The organism is Streptococcus sp. zg-86, assembly GCF_017639855.1.
GTDB lineage: Bacteria > Bacillota > Bacilli > Lactobacillales > Streptococcaceae > Streptococcus > Streptococcus zhangguiae.
The window spans coordinates 1808799-1824603 of record NZ_CP072115.1 but is presented as its reverse complement, the minus strand read 5'-3'; the positions used below and the strand labels follow the sequence as shown (position 1 = coordinate 1824603).

General features: G+C 41.7%; 12 protein-coding genes. All 12 read left to right on the top strand.

Going from position 1 to position 15805, the window contains the following annotated elements; all coding sequences use genetic code 11:
* Positions 1-70: 70 nt before the first annotated feature.
* Positions 71-1240, top strand: a complete 1170-nt coding sequence (locus J5M87_RS08520) for an MSCRAMM family protein (protein WP_160463297.1) — start codon at positions 71-73, stop codon at positions 1238-1240.
* Entirely contained in the window at positions 1227-2096 is an 870-nt protein-coding gene (locus tag J5M87_RS08515) for a class C sortase (protein WP_154608871.1), read from the top strand. Before J5M87_RS08520 ends, J5M87_RS08515 begins: the two co-directional genes overlap by 14 nt.
* Complete coding sequence (locus J5M87_RS08510) at positions 2089-2946, top strand: class C sortase (protein WP_154608872.1); 858 nt, start codon at positions 2089-2091, stop codon at positions 2944-2946. Before J5M87_RS08515 ends, J5M87_RS08510 begins: the two co-directional genes overlap by 8 nt.
* 16 nt (positions 2947-2962) lie before the next feature.
* Positions 2963-7297, top strand: a complete 4335-nt coding sequence (locus J5M87_RS08505) for an MSCRAMM family protein (RefSeq protein ID WP_154608873.1) — start codon at positions 2963-2965, stop codon at positions 7295-7297.
* Positions 7298-7597: 300 nt separating this feature from the next.
* Positions 7598-8872 carry a uracil-xanthine permease family protein gene (locus J5M87_RS08500; protein WP_154608874.1) on the top strand — a complete coding sequence of 425 codons (1275 nt, stop codon included), beginning with the start codon at positions 7598-7600 and terminating at the stop codon, positions 8870-8872.
* Positions 8873-8993: 121 nt separating this feature from the next.
* Positions 8994-9263: a 30S ribosomal protein S15 gene (rpsO, locus tag J5M87_RS08495; RefSeq protein ID WP_067086848.1), complete on the top strand. Its 270-nt coding sequence runs from the start codon at positions 8994-8996 to the stop codon at positions 9261-9263.
* 530 nt (positions 9264-9793) lie between these two features.
* A complete protein-coding gene (pnp, locus tag J5M87_RS08490; protein WP_154608875.1) occupies positions 9794-12004 on the top strand; it encodes a polyribonucleotide nucleotidyltransferase in 2211 nt (736 codons plus the stop codon).
* A 57-nt stretch (positions 12005-12061) separates the two neighbouring features.
* Positions 12062-12646 carry a serine O-acetyltransferase gene (gene cysE, locus J5M87_RS08485; protein WP_119875767.1) on the top strand — a complete coding sequence of 195 codons (585 nt, stop codon included), beginning with the start codon at positions 12062-12064 and terminating at the stop codon, positions 12644-12646.
* Between the two features lie 131 nt (positions 12647-12777).
* Positions 12778-12954, top strand: a complete 177-nt coding sequence (locus J5M87_RS08480; protein WP_154608876.1) for a hypothetical protein — start codon at positions 12778-12780, stop codon at positions 12952-12954.
* Between the two features lie 111 nt (positions 12955-13065).
* Complete coding sequence (cysS, locus tag J5M87_RS08475; RefSeq protein ID WP_154608877.1) at positions 13066-14409, top strand: cysteine--tRNA ligase; 1344 nt, start codon at positions 13066-13068, stop codon at positions 14407-14409.
* Positions 14402-14782 (top strand): Mini-ribonuclease 3, encoded by a 381-nt coding sequence (locus tag J5M87_RS08470; protein ID WP_160463298.1) that lies wholly within the window; start codon positions 14402-14404, stop codon positions 14780-14782. Before cysS ends, J5M87_RS08470 begins: the two co-directional genes overlap by 8 nt.
* Before the next feature lie 14 nt (positions 14783-14796).
* Positions 14797-15732 carry a helix-turn-helix domain-containing protein gene (locus J5M87_RS08465; protein WP_154608878.1) on the top strand — a complete coding sequence of 312 codons (936 nt, stop codon included), beginning with the start codon at positions 14797-14799 and terminating at the stop codon, positions 15730-15732.
* Positions 15733-15805: the final 73 nt, after the last annotated feature.

Sequence of the window (15805 nt, the reverse complement as noted above, 5' to 3'; positions counted from 1 at the left end):
AGTAGGATTTATCCGAATCCTACTTGAAAAGACATGTTTGCTCTTAGGAAAGTAAAGGAGAATGAAAGAAATGAAAATCAGGAAGTTGCTCAGTCTGTTGGTGACGAGTCTGGCATTGGGGTTGGTCAGCTTTGTACAGCAGGTTCATGCTGGAGATCAGCAAGTAGCTGTAACGATTATCAGTCCCGATAGTCAGCAAGATGTTCATTATCAGTTATTTAAAGTAGAAGATAAAGAACAAGCAGAGACAATAAAAACTCTCTCGAAGGAGGCTTTGGAGAAGAATTATCCTTTTGTTGAGACACAGGCTTCGGGAGAATCTGGTAGGAATGTTGCGAAGCTAGGAATTGGGACTTACTATGTGGTTGCAGTCTCAACAAGTACAAAGCAATTGGTCACAACCATTGCGCCGTTTTTGTTAGAAGTAAATGATGTGAGAAAAGATTATGTCATTTATGCGAAACCATATCATACCACAGGAGATGTTCAGTTATTTAAGTACGAATGGAAGGATGGAACAAAATCCTCACTTGCTGGAGTAAGTTTTACCTTGTACGATGAAAAACATCAGCCTGTGCGGGTTAAGAATGGTCAAGCAACACTTGATGCTGATGGCACTTATGAATTAGAGACGGATCGAAATGGTCGTATTGCAATTTCAGGTTTAGCAGAAGGAAAGTATTATTTCAAGGAAGTCAAAGCCCTTCCTGGTTACCTATTGCCTAATCAAGAGTATGCCGTTACTGTAAAACAAGGAAGTATTGCTCGTATCGAGGTAGAAAATAGACCAACAGATAAGGGTGGTAAACGTTTTAGAAAAGTCGATGAAAGGAAAAAAGTCTTACCAGGAGCTGTCTTTACGGTTCTAGACAGTGAGAGAAATCCTCTTTTTCAGGTAATGTCAGATGAACAAGGCTATTTCGAGGTCACGAATCTGCCTTATGGCGATTACTTCTTAAAGGAAGAGAAAGCTCCAGTAGTAGATGGTGTAGAATATGCACGCTTATCGCAAGAAATTCGATTTACAATTACGAATACTTCTTATATGGACGGTACGATTCTAGAAATTGTTAACAGGCCGATTGTACCAACTCCACCAGTTCCTCATATTCCTAAAATTATTCAGCGAATCTTACCTCATACAGGTGAGGCGATGAGTGTCTTAGGGGTTCTTGGACTACTAGCTATTGGTTTGGTATGGATTTTGAAAAAGAAGAGTAAAGCGGATGGTCAGAACTAAAAAGCAACGAAAATGGTCGCTGCGACGAATCCTCTCACTATTCATCTTTTTAGTTGGATTTGGAGTGGTAGCATTCCCTTTGGTTAGTCAATATCTTTATTATCAAGCATCGATTGTTGAAGTAGCTAGTTTTGACGATGGTGTGAAAAAGATTGATAAATCAGAAATTGAGAGGCGTATTCATTTAGCAGAGGCCTATAATGACAGTGTTGCTTCTGGTAATGATATTGAGATTGCAGATCCTTATTCAGAAGAAGAACGCAAAGAAGGGTTAAAAGAATATGCCAAGATGTTAGAAGTTAATGAGCAGATAGGGCATATTCGTATTCCGAAAATTGTAGAAGATTTGCCAATTTATGCTGGGAGTTCAGAAATGGTCCTTCAACGTGGGGTGGGACACTTGGAAGGAACTTCCTTGCCAGTAGGTGGAAATAATACTCATGCTGTCTTGACTGCACATAGGGGGTTGCCGACAGCAAAGTTATTTACAAATTTAGATAAACTTGAAAAAGGAGATAAATTTTATATCCATTATCTTGGAGGGACCTTAGCTTATGAGGTGGATCAAATTACCGTCATTGAGCCGACAGATATTGAGCAGTTAGCGGTGGTGCAAGGTCATGATTATGTAACCCTCTTAACTTGTACTCCCTATATGGTCAATACTCATCGATTATTGGTCAGGGGGCACCGTATTGATTATGTTGAAGCCATTGAGGAGAAGGAAGTAAGTAGCTTTAAAGAAAATGAGGTCTATAAAGTTCTCTTTTATGTTACTTTAGCATTGTTCATTATTTTATTGATATTGTTCATCAGGATGTATCGTAAGCATAAGAAAGTGAAAGAGGATGCGTAAACGAAATCGGCAGAAAAAAAGCAGAAAGTTTCTGATTGCGATATTTTTACTTGGTTTTGGGATTATGCTTTTTCCAATTGTTAGTCAGATTATGTATTATCACGCTTCTCGAGTAACAGTTAGAGAGTTTAACAAACAGGCTTCTACTATTGATACATCTGAGATTGAGAGAAGAATGAGTTTGGCTCAAGCATATAATGAGACGCACTTAATACAAAATGGAATTCAGGATGTATTTACGCGACGCCAAAAAGAGGGTTTAAAAGAATACGCTCGCATGTTAGAAGTTAATGAGCAGATTGGTTATGTATCAATACCCAAAATTTCTCAGGAGCTTCCAATTTATGCTGGGACAACTGAAACGGTCTTACAAAAGGGCGTGGGACACTTGGAAGCAACATCGCTTCCAATCGGTGGCGCCAGCACCCATTCTGTCTTAACAGCTCATCGTGGCCTACCAACTGCCCGTCTCTTCACAGACCTTGATAAGGTGAAAAAAGGGGACCTCTTTTATGTACGCAATATCAAGGAAACCTTGGCATATCGAGTAATTTCTATCAAAGTGGTAGAACCGAGTGACTTGAAATCTATTGCGATTGAGGAAGGAAAAGATTATGTAACGCTCTTGACTTGCACACCCTATATGATTAACAGCCACCGTCTTTTAGTAACGGGAGAGCGAACCGAATATGTGATAGAAGAACAGTCCGAGCAAAAAAAAGCTAATCAAGTAGATTTCTACAAATATTTATTCTATTTCAATAGTACACTGGTCTTGATAGTAGTGATCATCATCATACGATATAGACAACAAGTTACGAAGAAGAGAAAAAGAATCTATCGTAAGTAGATAGAGGGAGATATGAATGTTCTATAGGAAAAAAATATTAATCATTAGTACAATTTTTATATTACTATTGTCCATTATTCCATATAACTTGGTAAAGGCAGTGGATGATATCACAGGAAAGAAAGTGGATGCTTTTTATACTTCCCTAAATAATAATCAAACGATTCGTTCGGGAGAAACAGCGATTTACCGTCTTGATTTCTATGCTAGTGGTATTGATGAAACAAGTAATGAGCCCATTGGTCTTGAAATTAAATTGCCAAGTAATGAAAATGGGAAGACAAGTCTTGCTTCTGATTTGGAAGACTTAAAGCTAGCTGATCAAGTACCGGTATATGATGAAACAACGAACAGTCTGAAATATACCTTTGATAATCTGACCACTGGTCAGGCTTATAATGTGACCTTGCGGGTGAACACGCAAAACGGAACTATTCCAAATGGGACTGCCCTAAAGACAGAAGCGATTTTTACCCAAGGTGCTCGTGAAATTACGCGAAAACCAGCTCAGGTAACTGTGACTTCGGATACGCAGGTAGCTTTATCTAAAACCTATGCCTATACCGTCGGACATGAGAATGAGTCCAACTATACCCCAAAAGTGGGAGATACGGTTGTTTGGAAAGGAAAAGTAGAAGTTCCAAAAAGTGAATTTGGTCAAGCTTTCATTAAAGAAGGAAGTCAGATCGTTGTCTCAGATATTATTCAAGGTGGACAAACGTATATAAGTGCAAATGCTAATGGGGCAACGATTAATCGTAATGGTTCAACGGTATCGTTGAGATTTAATGCACCGTCACTAATGGAGCAGCTTGCAGCACAAAACGACTCAAATCGGACGAATATTTTTGAAAGAGAGGTTGAAGTTCGGACAAGGGTCAATGATTTTAATGGTCAATTAACCAGTTTGAAAAATAAACTGTCTGCTAGCTTTACAAATATTTCAGATCAAACGATTCGCACAGAGTCTAATGAAGCCCAAGTGTCATCAGGAAAGCCAGATAATCCCTCAGCAGTTTCTCCAAATGGAACCGTGTTGGTAGGGACCAATCTTGGCCCTTTAGATGCTTCTGGACGTCTTGCAGGAACTACGATCAGTAATGGAAGGATTAGTGGCTATAATCCTAATCCGACTGTTCCTGATACAGCGACTCTTTCGTTCAAGATGATTTGGCGGCCAGGATATAGAAGTACCGATGACCGTATTAATGGTCGCAAACCATCAGATTATTATATTAAAACGGATCAAGATTTTTTTGGTAATCCTATTTTTACTAAATATCCTGATAATAATATAGGGTTTGAATTGCCGAGAAGAGTCTTTATTGACTATGAATGGATTGATATGTACCGCAAGGTTGATGACGCTTTAATTCTGCAAGAAATCTATATTTACGAACCAGTTCGAATGATGTATATAGACCAACCATCTCGTCCAATGGCTTCTCTGCCTAAAACGGTTGTTCGCATGACCGTGACAGATTTAAATGGTAACGTCCTTCGCACGCAAAATGTAGATGTGGATTGGAAGAAACTTCAAAGTAAGGATGTCCTTAATTCATTTACAGCACCTGATTATGACCAAGGTGGAGTAGTAGTGCTAAATCGTGATGATTTGAAATTGAACCCTGGGGAACGTGTTTCTCAGTATGATGTGCTGTTTCAAAATAATGGTAGTCGTCCAAGACTTCCGAGAGAATTTTGGACGAATGTCGCAGATAAATATACAATCAAACCTGGTACAAATAGAGTAGTCAAAAATGAAAGCTGGGCAACCTTTGATACAGAAGGTGCTTCCCTTTATTTACGAACAGGAAATAATCGATATACTGGAGTAGGTGGTTACTTTACACGTGATGCCGCAGGTGGAACAGGGGATACCACTTCTACATTTGGAGCAAGAACAGCAAATGTATATGCGACTACCCAACCAAATCCCATCATTGATGTAGCTGTTGGCTTGAAAACGGCGGATGGGAATGTGGTGACAGCTGGAATTCCTCAAGCTGATGGAAGTGTCAGTGAGAAAGGAAAAAATCGTCTATCATTGACCTTGACCAATCGTCATCCATCCTTGGTAGAAGCAACAGGCCCAATTTCTATGACGGCGTCTTTACCACCAGGAGTCACATTAGATAGAAGCAATCCTAATTGGAAAGTTACTCTTTATCAAAAAGGTGGTAAGGAAAAGAAAGTCATCAACATAGATGGAACGAACGCTCAATTTGCAACAGGAAAAAATGCCCAAGGAGGAGAGACTCTCATCTTCACTTGGAAGGATTCAAATGCTAAGCTCCAAGTAAATGATCGTATTGAAGTTGAAATCAATGCGAATGTTGCGAGTACTGTTGATCCAAATTTTACAATTGAAGGGTATGGAAATGTGGGGAATCCAGATTTTTCAGTTCCAACAGGAGCCTTGGATCCGATTATCGATACGATGGATATTGATGGTGATGGCAATACTTCTGAAAAACTAGCGATTGCCAAAGCGAATTATAAATTGGCAGATAGTCGTGATTTACAGATTAAAAAATTAGTCAAAGGTGAGCTTGATAAGGATTACTCTACTTTTGGTCATACACGTGTTGGTGGTATGATTGACTATCGTTTAAATATTACCAATACAACAGGTGATGTGATTCGCCGCATGGGCTTCATGGATGTCTTACCAAATATCAATGATACAGCTGTGACAAATACAAGACAGCGAGGTTCCAAGTTCCGTCCTAGTTTGACAGGTCCAATTACTGTGCCTGCTGAATGGCAGGATAAGGTGACGGTTTACTACACGACGGTAGCAACACCAAGTCGCGGGGATTTATATGCCAAGGTTGACTATCCAGAAGGTGCGAGCCAACCAGACGCGGTTAATGCTGAGGAACCAAACTGGCAAACAGGTGATGCGATTACCGATTGGTCGGCAGTAACAGCCTTTAAAGTTGAGCTGAACGACGGAGTTGCTTGGATCCCAGGTCAAGGTATCCACATGGATTTCAAGATGAAAGCACCAGAAAATCCAGATGCAAGTGTTACGGATCCTTCTATTAATGAAAAAGAACGTGCAGCTTGGAATTCTTTCTCTGTGACAACGAATGGTCTGTTTGCAGTTGAACCGGAAAAAGTTGGGGTGGCGCTTGAGCCTGTCGTTCAAAAACATCGATTGAAAATTATCAAAGTTAACGAGCAAGGTGAGAAGATTCCCGATTCTAAAACTCGTTTTAGCATCAAAAAGAGTAAGGATTCAGATGCACCTGTTTATAATGGTCAGGAAGCGAGATTAGGACAAAATGATGGTGGAGAATTCTTATTTGATAATAAGAAAAATAAGTTTGAGGCAGGAACCTACTACATCGTCGAAGAAATTGCTCCAGTTGGTTATGTCAAATTAAAAGAGCCAATTGAGCTAACGATTTCAGAAAGAGGCGAAGTGACCGTTCAAAAAGAGTATCAGGATATGGTGACAATTCAAAGGGATGGCAATTCTGATATTATTGAACTTAGAGTCAAAAATGAAAGGCGCAAGCTCACACTTAAAAAAGTTTCTGAAGCAGATAATAATCAAGTATTAAGCGGAGCTGCCTATACTTTATATGAAAGAAATGGCAGAACAGAAATCGCGACTCAAACAACAGGTGAAGATGGGCTGTTAGTTTTCGAGGGACTAGAGCTTGGTAAAATATATAAGTTAAAAGAAAAGATAGCCCCAGCAGGTTACTTATTGAATGAGACTGTATATGAGATTAAAGTAGCGCAAGATGGAACGATAACAGTAACGAATCCAGATGACTTACTTTCCACAGAGTCTTCATTAGAGGGACATTTAAAAATAGTCGCTAAAGATAAACCTGTTCCAAAATATAATCTAAAAATCGTGAAAGTAGATGAGAGAGATGAAAAAATCAAAGATTCTACGACACGCTTTGCCATTCGCCAGACGAAAGATCCAAAAGGTCCAGTTTACAATGGTCAGCAAGGGAACCTAAGACAAAATGGTGGTGGAGAAGGCTTATTTGATAATAAAGGTCAAAAATTTGAGCCTGGAGTCTATTATATCCATGAAGATAATGCTCCAAGTGGGTATATGCCTCTGCCAGAGCCAATTGAGTTTACTATTTCTGAAACAGGAGAATTTTCTGTTCAGAAAGCTTATAAGGATATTGTTCGATTGACAAAAGAAGAAGGAACAGATGTTATAGAAGTTCGAGTGAAGAACTTTAAGCCTGGAGAATTTCCACATACAGGAGGGATTGGTATGTCTTTCTTTATCGGAACAGGCTTAACTTTGATGTTGTTATCTAGTTTATTCTTGATGAAATGGAAACCTCGCGGACGCCGTTATGCACGTTAATTTTTAGATTACGTAATGACTCTGGTGAGGCGAAAAAAGAACTAAAAGATCTTAAAATCAATGGGTTGCGAAACATGGTTTTAAGGTCTTTTGCAATGTTAGAAATGTATTTCTATCATAGAAATAAAAACGTTAATCTGAGATGAAAACTAGCCAAATCAATCATTTTGTGGTAAACTGATACAAGCATAGGTTTTTAAACTCATCCTGTGAGGTGAGAAAGACACATACGGATTTCCCAAAGGCCTATGACTATTAGATGAGTTAGTGGGCCTTTTTTGTGTGCCCAGAAGGAGGATTATGAAAGATTCTGTTCGTTTATTGCTTGATGTGGATGAAAAGCCGTCGTTTGGGCAAGGTATTTTACTGAGTTTCCAACATGTATTTGCCATGTTTGGTGCAACCATTTTGGTGCCTTTGATTTTGGGGATGCCGGTGTCTGTGGCTCTCTTTGCCTCTGGTGTGGGAACCTTGATTTATCAGTTGGCTACTCAATGCAAGGTACCTGTCTATCTTGGCTCATCCTTTGCCTACATTTCTGCGATGGCACTTGCGATTAAGGAATTAAATGGGGATGTGTCTGCTGCTCAGACAGGAGTTCTCTTTGTCGGGTTGATCTATGTATTGATTGCAGCTTTGGTCAAGGTTATTGGAACCAAGTGGATTGATAGTCTTTTGCCACCGATTGTGATCGGTCCAATGATTATCGTCATCGGTCTTGGTTTAGCAAACTCTGCGGTTACCAATGCAGGATTTGTCGCAGACGGTGACTGGCGCAAGGTTCTGGCATCCATTGCGACCTTCTTGATTGCAGCTTTTGTTAATACTAAAGGAAAAGGCTTTATGAAGATTGTGCCATTTCTGATTGCGATTATCGGAGGGTACGTAGTGGCCTTGGCGCTTGGCTTGGTTGACTTTACACCTGTTCTTGAAGCTCCTTGGCTTGAATTGCCACGTTTCTACTTGCCCTTTAAGACAGGAGTCTTTGAGCAATATAAACTCTACTTCGGCCCAGAAATGCTTGCGATTTTACCGATTGCAGTGGTGACGGTAGCAGAGCATATTGGTGACCATACGGTTTTAAGTCAGATTTGTGGTCGTCCATTTTTGAAAAATCCAGGGCTTAGTCGGACCTTGATTGGAGACGGGGTAGCGACTGCGGTATCTGCCTTTATCGGAGGTCCTGCCAATACGACCTACGGAGAAAATACAGGAGTTATCGGCATGACGCGTATCGCTTCTGTATCGGTGATTCGCAACGCCGCCCTCATCGCCATTGCCTTTAGTTTTCTTGGGAAATTCACGGCGCTAATCTCGACCATTCCAAGTGCAGTTCTAGGTGGGATGTCTATCCTACTCTACGGTGTTATTGCAAGTAACGGCTTGAAAGTCTTGATTGAAAGCCGAGTCGATTTTGGACAAGTTCGCAACCTCATCATCGCAAGTTCAATGCTCGTCTTGGGACTTGGTGGTGCTGTCTTAAATATCGGAGCAATCACCCTTTCAGGAACAGCATTGAGTGCGATTGTGGGAATCATCCTCAACTTGATTTTGCCACGTGAAGCGCAGAAATAGTTGACAAAGACAGAAAAGATTGATAGAATAATGAGGTCCTAAGGACAAGAATTAGCCTTTCTTGGTCACGGGTTGCCAACCTGTTACTCGGATGTGGCTCAAAACAAAGGAGAAAATACTCATGGCAATCTCAAAAGAGAAAAAAAATGAAATCATGGCGCAATATGCTCGTCATGAAGGTGATACTGGTTCAGTTGAAGTACAAGTAGCAGTGCTTACTTGGGAAATCAACCACTTGAACGACCACATCAAACAACACAAAAAAGACCACGCAACTTACCGTGGATTGATGAAAAAAATCGGTCGCCGTCGTAACTTGTTGGCTTACTTGCGTAAGACAGACGTTAACCGTTACCGCGAATTGATTCATTCATTAGGTCTTCGTCGTTAATTTGATGAAAGCAAGCTCTCCCAGTCAGGGAGGGCTTTTTCTGTATTTCTCTCAAGTATAGTCTAGTAAATTTATAATACTTGAGTATAAAATAAGGAAAAAAGGTTCTTAATAAAATGTCCTACTGAATTTTTCACGACTTTTAGAATCTGTATTCATAAGCAAAGTAATTCTAATCGGTCGCTTATTTTACGATAATCTAGGCGTTTTTTTGAAGGAATACTGACTGTATTTCGAAAAAAAGCAATGATGAATAGCGAAAAATGATCCCTGAATAGAGTTGCTGAGCTGTGAATACAGGTTCTTAGCATGTATTCCGTAGAAATTCGCTTTTCCTTCGTTTGTTTTTCGGCTAAAATATGATAAAATAAACAAGATACGTGGTTTTGTGCAAAGTTGAGTCTGGGAGCTTCCTGGGTTGACCTTTGTAGAAAACACGTCATCCTCTTTGGAATGAAGAACGGGTATGTTTTGCCGACAGTTGGTGTTCTAAAGAAAATTGGAATAATTAGATAATCAGGAGATACCAAATGGTTAAACAAACATTTGAAATGACCTTTGCAGGCCGTCCGCTCGTTGTTGAGGTCGGTCAGGTTGCAAAACAAGCAAACGGTAGCGTCGTTGTCCGCTACGGAGAAAGTACAGTGCTGACTGCGGCTGTCATGTCGAAAAAAATGGCAACAGGAGACTTTTTCCCTCTTCAAGTCAACTATGAGGAAAAAATGTATGCGGCTGGGAAATTCCCAGGCGGCTTTAACAAGCGTGAGGGTCGTCCGTCAACGGATGCAACCTTGACCGCTCGTTTGATTGACCGTCCGATTCGTCCCATGTTCGCTGAAGGCTTCCGCAACGAAGTGCAGGTCATTAACACCGTCTTGTCTTATGATGAAAATGCAAGTGCCCCAATGGCAGCGATGTTCGGTAGCTCTCTTGCCTTGTCTATTTCAGATATTCCCTTTAACGGCCCAATCGCTGGTGTTCAAGTCGGCTATGTGGATGGGGAGTTGGTCATCAACCCAAGTCAAGAACAGGCAGAACGTTCCCTACTTGAATTGACCGTGGCTGGAACCAAAGATGCTATTAACATGGTCGAGTCTGGTGCGAAAGAACTTTCAGAAGACATTATGCTTGAAGCCCTTCTCAAGGGTCACGAAGCGGTGAAAGAATTGATTGCTTTCCAAGAAGAAATCGTAGCCCAAGTCGGCAAAGAAAAAGCAGAAGTTGAGCTTCTTCATGTAGATGAAGAATTACAAGCAGAGATTGTCGCAGCCTACAATAGCGATTTGCAAAAAGCGGTTCAAGTAGAAGAAAAATTAGCTCGTGAAGCTGCTACCAATGCGGTAAAAGAGCAAGTGACTGCAGCTTACGAAGAAAGATACGCAGACCATGAAGAACATGACCGCATTATGCGAGATGTGGCAGAGATTCTAGAACAAATGGAACATGCAGAAGTGCGCCGTTTGATTACAGAAGACAAGGTTCGACCGGATGGTCGTCGTGTTGATGAAATTCGTCCGCTTGAAGCTGCGGTAGACTTCTTGCCACGTGTGCATGGTTCAGGTCTCTTCACTCGTGGACAAACCCAAGCCTTGTCTGTCTTGACCTTGGCACCGATGGGAGAAACACAAATTGTGGATGGCTTGGACCCTGAGTATAAAAAACGTTTCTTACACCATTACAATTTCCCTCAATATTCCGTAGGGGAAACTGGACGTTACGGTGCGCCAGGTCGTCGTGAAATTGGTCACGGTGCTCTTGGGGAACGTGCTCTTGAGCAAGTATTGCCAAGTCTTGAAGAATTCCCATATGCCATTCGTCTAGTGGCAGAAGTGCTTGAATCGAACGGTTCGTCTTCACAAGCCTCTATCTGTGCAGGAACGCTTGCCCTTATGGCTGGTGGTGTGCCCATTAAGGCTCCTGTCGCAGGGATTGCCATGGGCTTGATTTCAGATGGGACCAACTATACTGTTTTGACGGATATCCAAGGTCTTGAAGACCACTTTGGCGACATGGACTTTAAGGTGGCTGGTACACGTGACGGAATTACTGCTCTTCAAATGGATATCAAAATTGAAGGAATTACAGCTGAAATTTTACAAGAAGCCCTTGCACAAGCTAAGAAAGCTCGTTTTGAAATTTTGGATGTGATTGAAGAAGCTATTCCAGCTGTGCGTCCAGATTTAGCACCAACTGCACCGAAGATTGATACCATTAAGATTGATGTGGATAAAATCAAGATTGTTATCGGTAAGGGTGGCGAAACAATTGATAAGATTATTGCAGAAACAGGTGTTAAGATTGACATTGATGAGGATGGAAATGTTGCCATTTACTCAAGTGATCGCGATGCAATTAACCGTGCCAAAGAAATCATCGCAGGCCTGGTGCGTGAAGCTAAAGTTGATGAAGTCTACCGTGCTAAGGTTGTTCGCATTGAAAAATTCGGTGCCTTTGTCAATCTCTTTGACAAGACAGATGCCCTTGTCCATGTATCTGAAATGGCTTGGACTCGTGTGAACAGAGTTGAAGACCTGGTTCAAATTGGCGATGAAGTGGATGTCAAAGTCATCAAGATTGACGAAAAAGGCCGCGTGGATGCGTCCATGAAAGTTCTCCTTCCTCGACCAGAGAAGGTTGAGCAAGAAGAACCAAGAGAAAAAACAGACCGCCCACGTCGTCCAAGAGAAAAGAAAGAAAATAGCAACTTTGGGGAATTCAAGTTCCACAAGGTTGAAAAGTAGAAAGTAGAGTAAGACAAGTTCTAAAGAACTTGTCTTATCCACAATAAAGGAGAAAAAATGGGTTGGTGGAAAGACACCATTGAGATTGTAAAAGAAAAAGATCCAGCAGCACGTACGACTTTAGAAGTGCTACTAACCTATCCAGGAGTCAAAGCTCTTGCTGCCCACCGTGTATCGCATTTTCTATGGCGGCACAATTTGAAGTTGCTGGCACGGATGCACAGCCAATTTTGGCGTTTTTGGACGCAGATAGAGATTCATCCAGGCGCGCAAATTGCAAGTGGGGTCTTTATTGACCATGGGGCAGGATTGGTCATTGGGGAAACAGCTGAGATTGAATCAGGTGTTATGCTCTACCACGGAGTGACTCTTGGAGGGACTGGAAAAGATTGTGGAAAGCGGCATCCGACTGTGCGCAGAGGTGCCCTTATCTCAGCCCATTCTCAAGTGATTGGCCCCATTGAAATTGGTGAAAATGCCAAGGTCGGAGCAGCAGCGGTGGTTCTGTCAGATGTACCAGCAGATGTGACGGTTGTCGGCATGCCGGCAAAAATTGTTCGGATTCATGGCAAAAAAGATGAAGAAGCAATCCGTCCCTTACAGGAAGCACGAGAAGCAAGTTATTATTCTGCCAAGTTGTAAGGATGAAGAGCAGAGCACGCCATGCTCTTAGAAGAATTTGAACCGGTCAAAGCTGTCATTGAGCCAGAAATGGCGCACCATGAAGAACGAAACCTCAATACTCTAATCTTTTTTGATAACCAAGGAGTTACATGATGAAGAATAAAGATTTTTTCAAGCGTTATTGGCATTATTTCGTTACGATGATTGGTGCTATCATCTTGATGATTGTTCGTCTCTTACAGGACCAGATAGATTCTGCTCTTATTTGGGGAGCTCTTGCGCTCTTTTGGCTCGTTCGGCTTTACAGAGCTTATAAGAGACGCTAAAGTTCTTGTTTTACCCTCTTATTTATAGAGATGGTTCGCAGAGATGCGGACAGATGATTTCCGATAGAAAGGAAAGAGCGGGGAAGAATTCCAACGCTCAAGAATAAAACGATGATTACGATTTATGATACCATGACACGAAGTCTCCGAGAGTTCGTGCCTTTAGAGGCAGGCAAGGTCAAGATGTATGTCTGTGGACCAACTGTATATAACTATATTCATGTTGGGAATGCCCGTTCGACCGTTGCTTTTGATACCATTCGGCGTTATTTTGAGTACCGTGGTTTTGAGGTGACCTATATTTCGAATTTTACCGATGTCGATGATAAGATTATTAATCGTGCCAAGGAAGAAGGAATTACGCCACAAGAAATCGCTGAAAAATACATTGCAGCCTTTTCCGCAGATGTGGAAAAATTAGGGGTTAAACCTGCTACGAAACACCCTCGCGTTATGCACTTTATGGGTGAAATTGTAGCCTTTATCGAGGAATTGATTGCAAAAGGCTATGCCTATGAGGCTGCAGGTGATGTCTATTTCCGTGTTGAAAAGTCAAAAAACTATGCTGCTTTGGCCAATAAAACGCTGGAAGATTTAGTGTTAGGAGCTAGTGGTCGGACAGATGAAGAAACGGCTCGTAAGGAAAATCCAGTAGACTTTGCCCTCTGGAAATCGGCTAAATCAGGTGAGATTTCATGGGATAGCCCTTGGGGAGCAGGCCGTCCGGGTTGGCATATTGAATGTTCTGTTATGGCGACAGAAATTTTGGGAGACACGATTGATATTCATGGTGGAGGTGCAGATTTGGAATTCCCTCACCATACCAATGAAATCGCCCAGTCAGAAGCCAAAACAGGGCAGACCTTTGCCAATTATTGGATGCACAATGGCTTTGTCAATATTGATAATGTCAAAATGTCCAAATCTTTGGGTAACTTTATTACCGTTCACGATGCTCTTGAAACGGTTGACGGACAGGTCTTGCGCTTCTTTTTTGCTACTCAACATTACAGAAAACCCATTAATTTTATCGAAAAAGGGGTGCTAGACGCAGAAATCAATCTCAAGTATTTGAAAAATACTTATGAGCAATCCTTTACTGACAATGTGGATATGGAACGCTTAGCGACATTTGAAAGTAAATTTTGCCAAGCGATGGATGAAGACTTTAACACGGCAAATGGGATTACCGTCGTCTTTGAAATGGCCAAGTGGATCAATTCTGGAAATTATAATGCAGACATAAAAACGGCATTTGAGAAAATGGTAGCAGTCTTTGGGATTGTTTTTGAGGAAGAGGTGTTAGATAGTGCGATTGAAGCCTTGATTGAACAACGTCAAGCAGCACGGGCAGTCAAGGACTTTGCAAAGGCAGATGAGATTCGTGACCAACTAGCTGCACAAGGAATCAAGCTTCTTGATACCAAGGACGGAGTGAGGTGGACACGTGATTGATGTGACACTCATCAATGGGATTGCTCTTGCGTTTGAGGGTGATGCTGTCTATTCCATGTATATTCGTAGGCACTTGATTTTTAAAGGTTTAACCAAGCCTAATCACTTGCACAGAGAAGCGAACCGCTATGTTTCTGCCAAGGCGCAAGCTGCGCTCATCTCTAAAATGTTGGACGAGGAATTTCTCAGCGAAAGGGAAGTTGACATCTACAAACGTGGTCGCAATACTAACAGTCATACCAAGGCTAAAAATGCGGATGTCGTAACCTATCGCATGTCTACTGGTTTTGAAGCGGTGCTTGGTTACCTCCATATGACGAATCAAATGGAACGACTTGAGGAAGTGATTGACTGGTGCATTGAAAATGGATAGGAGGTCCCCTGACAATGGAACGATTCTCTAAAAGGAATGGGAATGAAAGAAATAAAGGGCAACATACTCCGTTACGAGATAGCCAATCTGCCTTGGAGCTCTTTCCTACAGCAAAAGTCACAGATACAGCTACTCATCTATCAGGCCAGCTTGTCCTTCCTTTGGCAAATGGGCAATGGCTACAGATTGCTACAGACGAGTTAACAGAGCGGGAGCGCTATTTACTGTCCTTGTCTGTTGAGAATGAGGCAAGTTATGTGGCTCAACCATGGTATCGATTTTTGGTCAATGGTGTAGGAGCAATGCCTCAGCAGATGAGTTCCGTGCAATGGATTCATGTGCGTCATTCCCTATCTGCCGATGAAGAAAAAGAGGCAGTTGAATCATGGTGTGAGGTCATGCGTTCCCTATTGCCAAACCGTGTTGCTGATTTTCACATAACAGCCCATGATACGGTTTTTATCTTAGATCAAAGCACCTTCATTCCAATTCAGGAAGTGTTGGCTGATACCCTGTCTGCCATGGAATTTGATTTTGGTTTGAAGTTGACTGTTCTAGTCGGGCAAATGTGGTCGCAGGTAGCAGATGAGGACTGGACAAGGATTTTTCAAGCAGAACACCAGCTCTTTATCGCTTGGCAGGAGCGTTTTCAATCCTCACGTGTCCTAACTTTTGGACAGGCCTTTCTGTGGGGACAGGGACAGGAATTTTCGCTTGCTTCCTTGCGGCATCAACTATCTCACATGATTAGCCAACAAGACCAGTTGGCAGACAGTATTCTTGCCTTGTGGGAAGAAGCAGCGGTGGTCACAAAAGCGGCGCAGCGCCTCTATGTGCACCGCAATACGCTCCAATACCGTCTTGAAAAATGGCTTGATGTCAGTGGTCTACAACTCCGCAATTTGACGGATTTAGCAGTCTGTTACCAAATTGTATTAGAAGAAAGGTAGTCTAGTGGCGGAATACGAAAAGGCTTTTGTGCAACTTGTACAAAAGCTATTTTTCTTTTTGTTCACATTGACA